Genomic DNA, 13,740 nt, shown 5'->3' with positions numbered 1-13,740 from the left:
CCTTCGCGCTGCCCTGCAGCCATAACGATAGGAAATTAGCCGGACAACGTACCCATGAACCTCAAATTTTCTGGCATCGTCGGATCAGGTCGGGCAAATCGCGCCGCAGCCCGCCGGGACCGGCTGCGCGAACGCTCTTCAGCAGACTCGCGGGCTCGGGGTGAATACCACCGGCATCGACTCCAGCCCGGACACGAAGTTCGCCGGACGCAGCGGCAACGCCGATTCATCGGCAAGCCGCAGATCGGGTAGCCGCTCGAGCACCCGCGACGTCATCAGCGACAGCTCCAGGCGGGCCAGCTGATTACCCATGCAGAAATGGGTGCCGAATCCGAATGCCAAGTGGCTGTTCGGGTTTCGTCGGATGTCGAAGTTCTCCGGCTGGTCGAACTGCGACTCGTCAAAGTTCGCCGACTCGAAGAGCAGCATGATCTTCTCGCCCGCCCGCATCGAGGTGCCGTGAAATTCCGTGTCACTGGTCAGCGTCCTGCACATGTTCTTCACCGGCGACGTCCAGCGCAGCATCTCCTCGATCGCCCCCGGCAGCAACGACGGGTCGGCGACCAGCGCCTCCCACTGATCGCGATGCCGTACCAGTTGCTCGGTCCCCCCGCTCAGCGTGTGCCGGGTGGTCTCGTCGCCGCCTATCAGGATCAGCAGTGTCTCCATCACGATCTCGTCGTCCGACATCCGCTGACCTTCGACCTCGGCGTTGATCAGGATGGAGTACAGGTCGTCGGTCGGTTCCGCACGGCGCTTACCGATCAGATCCATCGTGAAAGCGGTGTACGCGGCGAAGGCTTCCATCACCGTCTGGAATTCCGCCGACGTCGGGTCGATGTGCGAGCTGAGCCCGCAGACCAGGTCGTCCGACCATTTCAGCAACATCCCGCGGTCCTCGGGCAGTACGCCCAGCATGTCGCCGATCACCGCCATCGGCAGCGGTGCGGCGATGTCCCGGACGAAGTCGCACTCGCCACGCTCGCACACCGCGTCGATCAGGGTGTCGCACAGCTCGCCGATCGATGCTTCTTTGTCCTTCACCCGCTTGCGGGTGAACCCGGCGTTGACCAATTTCCGGCGGATCAGGTGGGCCGGGTCGTCCATGTCGATCATGTAGGGCATGCCGGGCTGATCGGGGCGGATACCGCCGGTGCTGGAGAACAGTTCCGGGTTGCGTTCGGCGTCCAGGATTGCTTGATAGGTGGTGGCTCCGGCCAGTCCGTTGCGATCCCGAAACACCGGCTGATTGGCCCGCATCCAGCGGTAAGCTGCCCGCGCCGCGACGCCGTCGGCATAGAAGTTGCCGTCCGCCAGATCGATGTTCAGGATCGTCTCGGGAATGGTTTCACCCACAACGTCAGTCATCTACAGCCTCCAGTTCGCTACGTCGAGCCCATTACAGTAAGCCCCATGACTGTCTCGCAACACACCATCGCCGGAACCGTGCTCACCATGCCGGTGGTGATCCGCAAGGCCGATCAGCATTCCGCGATGTTCTCGGTCCCCGCCGGCGCCGCGCAGCGTCTGATCGACTACAGCGGCCTGCAGGTCTTCGAATACCTGCCGGGCCGGGCGATTCTGGTGCAGCTGCTGGTCCGCTACCTCGACGGCGATCTCGGCAAGTACCACGAGTACGGCACCGCCTTCCTGGTCAACCGGCCGGGAACGCACGCCAAGGGCTTGCGGGCAATGGCCGATGCCGCCACTTTCATCCATCGCCTGCCGGTCGACCAGGAGTTCACCCTCGAGGCCGGGCGCACCATCTGGGGATATCCAAAGATCATGGCGGACTTCACCGTTCGCGAGGGACGCAAGTTCGACTTCGACGTCAGCGCCGACGGTCAGCTGATCGCCGGGATCGAGTTCAGCCCCGGCCTTCCGCATCCGGCCATGAAAGCGCAGCACCTCACGACGTACTCCCACCTGGACGGGGTCACCCGGGAGACCTCGTCGACAATGCAGACCTCGGGGGTGCGCACCCGCCTCGGCGGCGCCCGGATCAGGCTGGGCGAGCACCCCTACGCCAAGGAGTTGGCATCGCTGGGCCTGCCCAAGCGGGCGTTGATGACGCAGTCGGTGACCAACGTGGAGATGTCGTTCGGCGACGCGCACGCCGTCTGAGCCCATCCCCATCGAGTCAATCTAGAACGCGTTCTAGCGGTACCGCAAGGCCGCCGCTCAGATCAACGCGGCGAGGTCCCGTACCTGCTCAACGCTGCGGGCACCCACCACCATCATGGTGACGCCCGCCGCCTCCCAGGCGCCGATCTGCTTACGCACGTAGTCCAGATCGCCGACGATCATCGCGTCGTCGACGAGCTCGTCCGGGATGGCCTTGCCGGCTTCGTCCTTGCGGTCGGACCGGAACAACCTGGTGACCTCCTCGACCACCTCGGCGTATCCCATCCGGCGATAGACGTCGGCGTGGAAGTTGGTGTCCTCGGCACCCATGCCGCCCATGTAGAGGGCCAGGAACGGCTTGATGCCCTCGAACGCCGCAGCCCGGTCTTCGGTGACGACGATCTGCGCGGTCGCACAGATCTCGAAGTCCGCCCGGGAGCGTCGGGCGCCCGGCCGCGCGAACCCCTCGTCGAGCCACTCGTTGTACATGTCGGCCATGCGCGGCGAGTAGAAGATGGGCAGCCAGCCGTCGCAGATCTCGGCGGCCAGCGCCACGTTCTTGGGCCCCTCGGCCCCCAGCATGATCGGGATGTCGGCGCGCAGCGGGTGGGTGATCGGTTTGAGCGGCTTACCCAAACCTGTTGTGCCGGAACCGGACAGCGGCAGCGGATAGTGCGGACCGGCGCTGGTGACCGCCTCCCTGCGGGCCCACACCTGGCGCACGATGTCGATGTATTCGCGGGTGCGGGCCAGCGGCTTGGGGAAGCGCTGCCCGTACCACCCTTCGACGACTTGGGGTCCGGACACGCCCAGGCCCAGAATGTGCCGGCCGCCGGACAGGTGGTCCAGCGTCAGCGCGGCCATCGCACAGGCCGTCGGGGTGCGCGCGGAAAGCTGGACCACCGAGGTGCCCAGCCGCACCCGTTGCGTCGAGGACCCCCACCACGCCAGCGGCGTGTAGGCGTCCGAACCCCATGCCTCGGCGGTGAACACCGCATCGAACCCGGCTTCTTCGGCCACGGCGACGAGCTCTGCGTGGTTCTCCGGCGGTTGAGCGCCCCAGTAACCGAGTTGCAGTCCGAGCTTCACAGCTTGCCTCCTACGGCCTTGGTAAAGGGCTAGTTGAAACCATTCTTAGAACCTGTTCTACTCGAAGGCGTGACAGCCAGTTCGAGCGGCCCGACCCTGATCGACCACCCTGAGCCGCCTCTCTCCGCACCGTTGACGTTGTCTTTCGACTACACCCGTTCGGTGGGTCCCACGCTCGGTGAGTTCTTCACCGCGCTGCGGGACCGCCGGGTGTTGGGGGTCCGTGGCTCCGACGGCCGGGTTCATGTGCCGCCGGCGGAATACGACCCCGTCACCTACGAACCGCTGCGCGAGATGGTACCCGTGGCCAGCGTCGGCACCGTGGTGTCCTGGACGTGGCAACCCGAGCCGCTCGGCGGGGAGCCGCTGGACCGACCGTTCGCCTGGGCGCTGATCAAGCTCGACGGCGCGGACACCCCGCTGCTGCACGCGATTGATGTCGGAGCCGCGGGTCCTTCGTCCATCAAGACCGGTGACCGGGTGCACGTGCACTGGGCCGAGCAGACCGTGGGTGCCATCACCGACATCGCCTACTTCGTGCCCGGCGAAGACACCGAGCCCGAAGGCGAGCCGTCCGAACAGGATCCGGTCACCATGATCGTCACGCCCGTCTCGCTGACCATCCAGCACACCGCGTCGCACGAGGAAAGCGCCTACCTGCGGGCCATTGCCGAGGGCAAGCTGCTGGGCGCCAAGACCGGCGAAAACGGAAAGGTCTACTTCCCCCCGCATGGCGCCGACCCGGCCACCGGCCTGCCCACCACCGATTTCGTCGAACTGCCGGACAAGGGCACGGTGACGACGTTCGCGATCATCAACATCCCGTTCCAGGGTCAGCGCATCAAACCGCCCTACGTGGCGGCCTACGTGCTGCTCGACGGCGCCGACATCCCGTTCCTGCACCTGGTCGCCGACGTCGACGCGCACGAAGTCCGGATGGGCATGCGGGTGGAGGCGGTGTGGCGTCCTCGCGAAGAGTGGGGCTTCGGCATCGACAACATCGAGTTCTTCCGGCCGACCGGCGAACCGGACGCCGACTACGACACCTACAAACACCACCTGTAAAGGGCTTACTCACACCATGAGCACTCGCAATGTCGCGGTGGTCGGCTTCGCTCACGCGCCGCATGTACGCCGTACCGACGGCACCACCAACGGCGTCGAAATGCTGATGCCGTGCTTCGCCCAGCTCTACGGCGACCTCGGCATCACCAAGTCCGATATCGGATTCTGGTGTTCGGGGTCGTCGGATTACCTTGCTGGACGGGCATTTTCGTTCATCTCCGCGATCGACTCGATCGGCGCGGTGCCGCCGATAAACGAATCCCACGTGGAGATGGACGCCGCCTGGGCGCTGTACGAGGCTTACATCAAGATCCTCACCGGTGAGGTCGACACCGCGCTGGTGTACGGGTTCGGCAAGTCGTCGGCCGGCATCCTGCGCCAGATCCTGTCGCGCCAGACCGACCCCTACACCGTGGCGCCGTTGTGGGCGGACTCGGTGTCGATGGCCGGACTGCAGGCGCGCATCGGACTGGACTCCGGCAAGTGGACGCACGAGCAGATGGCGCAGGTCGCCCTCGACTCGTTCGCGCGGTCGGAACGGACCGACTCCGAGCAGCCGGCCGACAGCATCGACGAACTGCTGGCCCGGCCGTTCTTCAACGATCCGTTGCGACGCCACGACATCGCGCCGATCACCGACGGTGCGGCAGCGATCGTGCTCGCGGCCGACGACCGGGCGCGCGAACTACGCGAAAAGCCGGCCTGGATAACGGGAATCGAACACCGCATCGATACCCCCGCGTTGGGTCTGCGCGACCTGACCATCTCGTCGTCCACCGCGGCTTCGGCGAAGGCGGCCACCGGTGGTGACACCGGCATCGACGTTGCCGAGATCTGCGCGCCGTTCACCCACCAGCACCTGATCCTCGCCGAGGCGATCGGCCTGAGGGAGTCGACGAAGGTCAACCCGTCCGGCGGCGCACTGGCCGCCAACCCGATGTTCGTCGCCGGCCTGGAACGCATCGGTTTTGCCGCACAACACATCTGGGACGGCTCGGCGGGACGGGTGCTGGCACACGCCACCAGCGGCCCTGCGCTGCAACAGAACCTGGTCGCGGTCATGGAAGGGAAGAACTGATGGCTGGCGCAGGAGCGAACCTCGCCGCGGTGCTCGGCACCGGACAGACCAAATACGTGGCGAAACGCAAAGACGTTTCGATGAACGGGCTGGTGCGCGAAGCCATCGACCGGGCGTTGGCGGACTCCGGGTCCACTTTCGACGACATCGACGCTGTCGTCGTCGGTAAGGCGCCGGACTTCTTCGAGGGCGTTATGATGCCCGAACTGTTCATGGCCGACGCCGTAGGAGCGACCGGCAAGCCGTTGATCCGCGTGCACACTGCAGGTTCGGTAGGCGGATCCACCGGCATCGTCGCGGCCAGCCTGGTGCAATCGGGCAAGTATCGCCGGGTGCTGGCGATGGCCTGGGAGAAGCAGTCGGAGTCGAATGCCATGTGGGCGTTGTCGATTCCGATCCCGTTCATCAAGCCGGTGGGTGCCGGCGCCGGTGGCTATTTCGCCCCGCACGTGCGGTCCTACATCCGCCGCTCCGGTGCCCCGCTCAACATCGGTGCCATCGTCGCCGTGAAGGACCGACTCAACGGCGCCAAGAATCCGTTGGCGCACCTGCACCAACCCGACATCACCGTGGAGAAGGTGATGCAGTCCCCCATGCTGTGGGACCCGATCCGTTTCGACGAGACCTGCCCGTCGTCCGACGGCGCCTGCGCTGTGGTGATCGGTAACGAGGAGATCGCCGATGCCCGGCTGGCAGAGGGGAACCCGGTGGCCTGGATTCACGCCACCGCGCTGCGCACCGAGCCGCTGCAGTTCTCCGGACGCGACCAGGTCAGTCCGCAGGCGAGCCGGGACGCCGCGGCCGCGCTGTGGAAGGCGGCCGGCATCACCAGTCCCATCGACGAGATCGACGCCGCCGAGATCTACGTTCCGTTCTCCTGGTTCGAGCCGATGTGGTTGGAGAGTCTGGGCTTTGCCCCCGAGGGTGAGGGCTGGAAGCTGACCGAAGCCGGCGAGACCGCGATCGGTGGACGGTTGCCGGTCAACCCGTCGGGCGGGGTGTTGTCGTCCAACCCGATCGGCGCGTCGGGCCTGATCCGCTTCGCGGAGTCCGCGATACAGGTGATGGGCAAGGGTGGGGACCATCAGGTGCCGAATGCGCGTAAGGCGTTGGGCCACGCCTACGGCGGGGGTTCGCAGTACTACTCGATGTGGGTGGTCGGATGCGACAAGCCGGAACAGGCCGGCGCATGAAATACACCCTCAGCATCGCGTTCAGCCCGATCGACCAGCTGACCGAACTCGCCAAAACCGCAGAGGAAGTCGGCTTCGACGCGATCGCGCTGCCGGATTCGATCTTCTACTTCGAGAAGCAGTCCGTCGACTATCCCTACACCGCCGACGGCAAGCGGATGTTCGACGAGAACTCCCCCTGGGTCGACCCGCTGATCCTGGCGGGCACCATGGGCGCGGTCACCTCGAAACTGCGGTTCTACACCAACGTGATGAAGTTGGGGTCACGCAACCCGTTGCTGCTGGCCCGCCAGGTCGGCTCGGTGGCCAACCTGACCAACAACCGGTTCGGATTCGGTGTCGGAATCGGCTGGGCGCCCGAAGAATTCGAATGGTGCGGGGTACCGTACGCGCGTCGCGGCAAGCGGGTCGACGAGATGATCGACGTGATCAAGCTGGTACTCGCCGGTGGCATGGTCGAATTCCACGGCGAGTTCTACGATTTCGACCGTCTGCAGATGAGTCCGGCGCCCAGTGAGCCGGTGCCCTTCTACGTCGGCGGGCACACCGACGTGGCACTCAAGCGGGCGGTGCGCGTCGGCGACGGCTGGACCAGCGCGATGATGACGCACGCGCAACTGGACGAAACCATCGGCAAGCTCAAGGCGCTGCTCGCCGAAAACGGCCGTGCGGAAGACCCTTTCGAGTACCAGGCCGTGTGCATGGACAAGTTCGGCGTGGACGGCCACCGCGAGCTCGCCGACATCGGGGTGACCGACTACATCACCATTCCCTGGGTTTTCGACGGCCTGAGCTTCGATGCGCCGCTGGACAAGAAGCAGGATTCGATGAAGCGGTTCGCCGACACCTACATCCACTCGGGTTGGCAGGACGCGTGACTCATCCGGCGCACGAGGCCGGCCGGCGCTCCCGCGAGGCGGTCGGCGCGCGCGACAAGGAGGCCTGGCTGGCGGTATTCGCCGACGACGCGATTGTCGAAGACCCTATCGGGCCATCGCATTTCGACCCTGAGGGCAAGGGGCATCGCGGCAAGGAGGCGATCTCGCGGTTCTGGGATCTGGCCATCGCGCCCACCGACAAGATCGAGTTCTTCTTCCAAGACAGCTATCAATGCGGAAATGAGGAAGCGAACGTCGGGCACATCCTGATCACTGCGGGCGGTTACCAGGTCACCGCCCAGGGCGTGTTCACCTACCGGGCCGACGATCAGGGGCAGCTGCTGGCGCTGCGCGCCTACTGGGAGTTGGACCAGGCGACCGCGTCCGCTCGCCCAGTCTCCAGCTGAGTGTGAATCACACGACACAACACGGCGATTCTGCGTCGCCGACTTCACTTTCGCTGTGGTGAAGTCGAATATGGACCAGCTACGCATCGTGTCAGTTTCCCTCCCTTTCTGTCAGCAAGGGGCTAAAGTCCGTTGGGCTTCCATTCGCACGGGTCAGGTGTCGCCGGCAACAAGCGTGCGATGAGCTAACTCTGGGTTCCGTCGGGCGGGATGCGCAGAGCCACGATCAGGGCCGCGTGTAAATCTCGCGACCACAGAGTTTGAGGGAGCCAAATGTCGTTTGTCATTGCAACACCTGACTTGGTGGCGGCTGCGGCTGATAATTTGGCCGGGATCGGGACGGCCGTTCAGACGGCAAACCGGACGGCGTCGGTCGCGACGACGCGGCTGGTGGCTGCCGCCGGTGATGAGGTGTCGGCGGCCATCGCGGCCCTGTTCGCGGCGCACGGCGAGGAATATCAGGCCTTCAGTGCGCAGGCGACGGCGTTCCACGATCAGTTCCTGCAGACCCTCGCGAGCGCCGGCAAGGCGTATGCCACAGCCGAAACCAGCGGCATTGATGCGCTGCTGCTCGAGGTAGTCAATGCGCCGACACAGACATTGCTGGGACGCGCGCTGATCGGCAATGGCGCCGACGCGACCGTCCCGGGCGGCCGGGGCGGCGACGGCGGGCTGTTGTGGGGCAACGGCGGCAATGGGGCCGCTGGCGCGGCTGGTCAAAGCGGCGGAGCAGGTGGCTCGGCGGGTTTGGTCGGCACGGGCGGGGCCGGCGGGGCCGGCGGTGCCGGACAGGCCGGTGCGGCCGGTGCACCGGGGATGGCCGGCGCCAATGGTGGCGCGGGTGGCGCCGGTGGATTGTTCTTCGGTCAGGGCGGAGCCGGCGGGATCGGTGGCGGAGGCGGCGAAGGCGGGGCGGGCGCGTCGGCCGTAGCGGGTAGCGGTGCGGCCGGTGCTACGGGCGGGGTCGGCGGGGTCGGCGGCCAAGGGGGTGCCGGCGGAGCACGCGGACTGCTGTTCGGCCAGGGCGGTAGCGGCGGTCTGGGCGGTCACGGAGGTCTGGGCGGCAACGGCGGAGACGGTGCCTCGGCTAGCGGCGCCGCGGGCGGTGATGGCGGAGCCGGTGGTGCCGGCGGTGCGGCCGGTGCCGGTGGCGCCGCTGGGGCTGGCGGCGTGGCGGGCGCATCGGGTAACGGTGGGCACGGTGGTGACGGCGGCAATGGAGCTATCGGCGCGAACAACACCGACATACCGACCAAGGGCAACGGCGGTTCGGGCTTTGCTGGGGGGTCGGGCGGGGCTGGCGGCGCGGGCGGGAACAGCGGTGCCGGCGGTATCAACGGCAGCGGCGGGCTCGGCGGCAATGGCGCCGCCGGCGGGCGCGCGGCCGACGGCTCCGCTGGCGCATTGACCGGCGGCGACGGCGGCACCGGCGGTCGCGGCGGCAACGCCGGCGCCGGCGGTGCCGTCGGCACCGGAGGCACCGGAGGTACCACCGGCCCCTCAGGTACCGGTGGTACCGGAGGCCGAGGCGGCGACGGTGGCTCTGTGTTCACCTCCGGTTCGAGCAACGTCGTGGGAGGTAACGGCGGCTCGGGCGGCGCCGCAGGCACCGGCGGGAACGGTGGTAACGGCGGCAACGGCGGCGACGCCCGGACCGACGGGTCGGGCAGCGCCACCGGCGGTAACGGCGCCGCGGGCACCGACGGGGCCACCGGCGGCAACGGCGGCAACGGCGGCAGCGCTGAGACCTCCGGGTCCGGGCAGGTCACTGCCGGTGCCGGCGGGGTGGGCGGGCACGGCAGCGCCGGGCGCGGCGGCAACGGCGGAAACGGCGGCTCCGAATACGTCTACTCCGAATCGAAGCAGCACGCGGTGGGCGCCAACGGTGCGGCGGGCGGCACCGGCACCACCGGCGGCGGCAACGGCGGCAACGGCGGCAACGCCCAGACCAACGGGCCGGGCAGCGCCACCGGCGGTGCCGGCGCCGCGGGCACCGCAGGGGCCACCGGCGGCAACGGCGGCGACGGGGGGAACGCCAGGACCACCGGGTCCGGGCAGGTCTTTGCCGGTGCCGGCGGGGTGGGCGGTGACGGCAACGCCGGGCGCGGCGGCAACGGCGGCAATGGCGGCTCCGAAACCGTCTCCAACACCGGTTCGGCGCAGAACGTGGTGGGCGCCGACGGTGCGGCGGGCGGCAAGGGCACCACCGGCGGCGGCAACGGCGGTAACGGCGGCAACGCCGCGACCGACGGGTCGGGCAGCGCCACCGGCGGCAACGGCGCCGCGGGCACTAACGGGGCCACCGGCGGCAACGGCGGCAACGGCGGCACCGCCCAGACCTCCGGGTCCGGGCAGGTCAAAGCCGGTGCCGGCGGCGTGGGCGGGCACGGCAGCGCCGGGCGCGGCGGCAACGGCGGCAACGGCGGCTCCGAATACGCGTTGGCCACCGATTCGAAGCAGAACGTCACGGGTGCCGACGGTGCGGCGGGTGGTACCGGCACCACCGGTGGCGGCAACGGCGGCAGCGGCGGCGATGGGGCGACCAACGGGTCGGGCCGCGCCACCGGCGGCAACGGTGCCGCGGGCACCGCCGGGGCCACCGGCGGTAACGGCGGCAACGGCGGCTCGTCGATCTCGGTGTCCGGGCAGGTCGCTGCCGGTGCGGGCGGGGTGGGCGGTGAGGGCAGCGCCGGGCGCGGCGGCAACGGCGGCAACGGCGGCAGCGTATTACTCGCCGACCCCAGGTCGGCGCAGAACGTGGTGGGCGCCGACGGTGCGGCGGGCGGCAAGGGCACCACCGGCGGCGGCAACGGTGGCAACGGCGGCGATGCCTCGACCTTCGGGTCGGGCAGCGCCACCGGCGGCAACGGCGCCGCGGGCACTAACGGGGCCACCGGCGGCAATGGCGGCAACGGCGGCAACGCCACGACCGATGGGTCCGGGCAGGTCACTGCCGGAGCCGGCGGTGCGGGCGGTCACGGCAGCGCCGGGCGCGGCGGCAACGGCGGCAACGGCGGTTCCGAAACCGTCTACTCCGGGTCGGCGCAGGACGTGGTGGGCGCCAGCGGTGCGGCGGGTGGCACCGGTACCACCGGCGGCGGCAACGGCGGCAGCGGCGGCAACGCCCAGACCTCCGGGTCGGGCAACGCCATCGGCGGCAACGGCGCCGCGGGCACCAGCGGGGCCACCGGCGGCAACGGCGGCAACGGTGGCAACGCCGCGACCGCCGGGTCCGGGCAGGCCACTGCCGGTGGCGGCGGGGTGGGCGGTGAGGGCAGCGCCGGGCGCGGCGGCAACGGCGGCGACGGCGGCGACGCGACCATCATCAATTCAGCGTCCACCGCCACGGCGACCGCCGGCGGTGGAGGAAACGGCGGTGCAGGGAACGGCGGCGCAGGTGGCGATGGGGGTGACGGCGGGAATGCGACCACCGATTCTGTTTTCGGCAACGCCATCGGCGGCAGCGGCGGATCGGCGGGCCGCGGAACACCCCCCGGCACACCCGGCACCCACGGAACCCCGTAGATCCACCCCGTCAGATGCCGATGACCGACGTCGTAGCAGCGCCCACGCACTTACAGGTGTGTTCGTCGTTGGCCTCGTTGCCGAACCCGAATCACAAAACCGGCTCGATCCCCGCGATGTGCCGCTGCGCGAGGTCCCGGTAGGCCTGCGGATTCACGTTCACCCATAGCTCCGCGCCGGTCCCCTCGATCGGCCCCTTCACCTTGGCGGGCGCACCCACCACCATCATCCCGGCCGGAATCTGCGTGCCCCCGACCACCAGCGCACCCGCCGCCACCATGCACCGCGCGCCGATCACCGCGCCGTCCAGCACCGTGGCGTGGTTGGCGATCAGCGCCTCGGACCCGATGTGGGCGCCGTGGATCACGCACAGATGCGCGACCGTCGCCCCCGGACCGATGTCGACGGGGATTCCGGGCGGGGCGTGCAGCACCGACCCGTCCTGCACGTTGGCGCCCTCCCGGATCACCACCGGGGCATAGTCGCCGCGCAGCACAGCGTTGTACCAAACGGACGCGCCGGCCTGCACGGTGACGTCGCCGATCAGCGTCGCGGTAGGTGCCACAAATGCGGTCGGATCGACGCGCGGCGAGCGACCTTCGAAAGAGAACAACGGCATCAATTACATATACCGTAACGCGCATATACCGTGGTTAGCCTCACCGTCGTTGCGCACCTCCGCCCCAAAACTGTAACGTGTTCTAGTTAGCAGCCCCTTTTTTGCGATACAACCGCGGAGGTAACAGGGTGAGTACCGACACAAGCCACGTCGGTGTCCGGGAAATCGACCCCGGCGCCTTGCCGACCAGGTATGCCCGCGGCTGGCACTGCCTGGGCGTCGCGAAAGACTTTCAGGACGGCAAACCGCACTCGGTGCAGGCGTTCGGCACCAAACTAGTGGTGTTCGCCGACTCTCACGGTGACATCAAGGTGCTCGACGGCTACTGCCGGCACATGGGTGGCGACCTGTCCGAGGGCACCATCAAGGGCGACGAGGTCGCCTGCCCGTTCCACGACTGGCGCTGGGGTGGCGACGGCCGCTGCAAGCTGGTGCCGTACGCCAAACGCACCCCCAAGACGGCGCGCACCCGGGCGTGGACCACTGATGTCCGCAGCGGTCTGCTGTTCGTGTGGCACGACCACGAAGGCAACCCGCCGGACCCTGCGGTCCGGATTCCGGAGTTGGCCGAGGCGGCCAGCGACGAGTGGACCGAGTGGCGGTGGAACAGCATCCTCATTGAAGGGTCGAACTGCCGCGACATCATCGACAACGTCACTGACATGGCGCACTTCTTCTACATCCACTTCGGGTTGCCGACGTACTTCAAGAACGTCTTCGAAGGCCACATCGCTTCGCAGTACCTGCACAACGTCGGCCGGCCTGACGTCGACGATCTGGGCACCACTTACGGTGAGGCGCATCTGGATTCGGAGGCTTCGTATTTCGGCCCGTCGTTCATGATCAACTGGCTGCACAACAGTTACGGCGGTTACAAGGCCGAGTCGATCCTCATCAACTGCCACTACCCGGTCACTCAGAACTCGTTCGTGCTGCAGTGGGGCGTGATCGTCGAGAAGCCCAAGGGCATGGACGAGAAGATGACCGACAAGCTGTCCCGGGTCTTCACCGACGGCGTGAGCAAGGGCTTCCTGCAGGACGTGGAGATCTGGAAGCACAAGACGCGCATCGACAACCCCTTGCTGGTCGAGGAAGACGGCGCCGTCTATCAGCTGCGCCGCTGGTATCAGCAGTTCTACGTCGACGTGGCCGACATCCAGCCGGAAATGGTGGAGCGCTTCGAGATCGAGGTCGACACCACCCGCGCCAACGAGTTCTGGAACGCCGAGGTTGCGGACAACCTGAAGGCACGCGACGCCGAGCCGGCCGCCGACGACGTACCTGCGCAGCAACACTGAAGTCGTGGCCGACGACCAGGACGTACCCGACGTCGACCGGCTGGCCCGGTCGATGCTGGCCCTGCACGGCGATCACCATGATCATGACGACGCACCGTCGCACAATGGCCGTAGCGGTTCCGGAACGTGGTCCAAGTCAAGGGATTTCACCAATGACCCGGAGCGCGCCGCCTCGGTGGCCGAAGCCAGCCGCGTCGACCGGGACCGCTACCTGAGCGCAGGGTTACGGCCGGTGGACTGCCGGTTCTGCCACGTCACGGTGACGGTGCGGCGGCTCGGACCGGGACACACTGCGGTGCAATGGAATACCGAGGCCGCTCAGCGCTGTGCGCACTTTGCCGAGGTGCGCGCCGGGGGCGGCGACACCGCACGCACCAGGGCCTGTCCGCGGCTATCCGACAGCATCGAGCACGCGGTGGCCGAGGGCATTCTCGAGCACGAAGCGGCCGACTGAGACGCGCGAC

12 protein-coding genes are annotated in these 13,740 nt (G+C 68.0%); 9 read left to right on the top strand and 3 right to left on the bottom strand.

Annotated features, from left to right (window positions below; translation table 11 throughout):
• Positions 1-138: 138 nt before the first annotated feature.
• A complete protein-coding gene (locus AC5Y3Z_RS20175; RefSeq protein ID WP_463828644.1) occupies positions 139-1,368 on the bottom strand; it encodes a cytochrome P450 in 1,230 nt (409 codons plus the stop codon).
• 45 nt (positions 1,369-1,413) lie between these two features.
• Here AC5Y3Z_RS20175 and AC5Y3Z_RS20170 point away from each other — a divergent pair, with 45 nt between their 5' ends.
• The gene (locus AC5Y3Z_RS20170) at positions 1,414-2,124 is read left to right on the top strand and encodes an acetoacetate decarboxylase family protein (RefSeq protein ID WP_473140331.1); all 711 of its coding nucleotides are present in this window, start codon (positions 1,414-1,416) and stop codon (positions 2,122-2,124) included.
• Between the two features lie 57 nt (positions 2,125-2,181).
• Here AC5Y3Z_RS20170 and AC5Y3Z_RS20165 read toward each other — a convergent pair whose 3' ends face one another.
• Complete coding sequence (locus AC5Y3Z_RS20165; RefSeq protein ID WP_473140332.1) at positions 2,182-3,213, bottom strand: LLM class F420-dependent oxidoreductase; 1,032 nt, start codon at positions 3,211-3,213, stop codon at positions 2,182-2,184.
• A 69-nt stretch (positions 3,214-3,282) separates the two neighbouring features.
• Between AC5Y3Z_RS20165 and AC5Y3Z_RS20160 the strand changes: the two genes are divergently transcribed.
• The 6 genes from AC5Y3Z_RS20160 to AC5Y3Z_RS20135 all read left to right on the top strand — a co-directional run bounded on the left by AC5Y3Z_RS20160 (position 3,283) and on the right by AC5Y3Z_RS20135 (position 11,359).
• Positions 3,283-4,278, top strand: coding sequence for a Zn-ribbon domain-containing OB-fold protein (locus tag AC5Y3Z_RS20160; protein ID WP_473140333.1), 996 nt, complete (start codon positions 3,283-3,285; stop codon positions 4,276-4,278).
• Positions 4,279-4,294: 16 nt separating this feature from the next.
• Positions 4,295-5,356 carry a thiolase family protein gene (locus tag AC5Y3Z_RS20155; RefSeq protein ID WP_473140334.1) on the top strand — a complete coding sequence of 354 codons (1,062 nt, stop codon included), beginning with the start codon at positions 4,295-4,297 and terminating at the stop codon, positions 5,354-5,356.
• Complete coding sequence (locus AC5Y3Z_RS20150) at positions 5,356-6,549, top strand: thiolase family protein (RefSeq protein ID WP_473140335.1); 1,194 nt, start codon at positions 5,356-5,358, stop codon at positions 6,547-6,549. Before AC5Y3Z_RS20155 ends, AC5Y3Z_RS20150 begins: the two co-directional genes overlap by 1 nt.
• Positions 6,546-7,427, top strand: coding sequence for a TIGR03619 family F420-dependent LLM class oxidoreductase (locus tag AC5Y3Z_RS20145; protein ID WP_473140336.1), 882 nt, complete (start codon positions 6,546-6,548; stop codon positions 7,425-7,427). The genes AC5Y3Z_RS20150 and AC5Y3Z_RS20145 overlap by 4 nt, the downstream gene beginning before the upstream one ends.
• A complete protein-coding gene (locus tag AC5Y3Z_RS20140) occupies positions 7,424-7,834 on the top strand; it encodes a nuclear transport factor 2 family protein (protein ID WP_463828637.1) in 411 nt (136 codons plus the stop codon). Before AC5Y3Z_RS20145 ends, AC5Y3Z_RS20140 begins: the two co-directional genes overlap by 4 nt.
• Positions 7,835-8,107: 273 nt before the next feature.
• On the top strand, positions 8,108-11,359 hold the full coding sequence (locus tag AC5Y3Z_RS20135; RefSeq protein WP_473140337.1) for a PE family protein: 3,252 nt from the start codon (positions 8,108-8,110) through the stop codon (positions 11,357-11,359).
• A gap of 91 nt (positions 11,360-11,450) precedes the next feature.
• Here the strand turns inward: AC5Y3Z_RS20135 and AC5Y3Z_RS20130 are convergent, their stop codons facing one another.
• Positions 11,451-11,978 carry a gamma carbonic anhydrase family protein gene (locus tag AC5Y3Z_RS20130; protein ID WP_463828635.1) on the bottom strand — a complete coding sequence of 176 codons (528 nt, stop codon included), beginning with the start codon at positions 11,976-11,978 and terminating at the stop codon, positions 11,451-11,453.
• Between the two features lie 128 nt (positions 11,979-12,106).
• Between AC5Y3Z_RS20130 and AC5Y3Z_RS20125 the strand changes: the two genes are divergently transcribed.
• Positions 12,107-13,276 carry a 3-ketosteroid-9-alpha-monooxygenase, oxygenase component gene (locus AC5Y3Z_RS20125; protein WP_463828634.1) on the top strand — a complete coding sequence of 390 codons (1,170 nt, stop codon included), beginning with the start codon at positions 12,107-12,109 and terminating at the stop codon, positions 13,274-13,276.
• Positions 13,277-13,280: 4 nt separating this feature from the next.
• Positions 13,281-13,730 (top strand): hypothetical protein, encoded by a 450-nt coding sequence (locus AC5Y3Z_RS20120; protein ID WP_463828633.1) that lies wholly within the window; start codon positions 13,281-13,283, stop codon positions 13,728-13,730.
• The last annotated feature ends 10 nt before the right edge of the window (positions 13,731-13,740 follow it).

Source organism: Mycobacterium sp. NGS61 (genome assembly GCF_059812325.1).
Note: the sequence above shows the minus strand (reverse complement) of the source record. Positions and strands in the feature narration are given on the sequence as shown.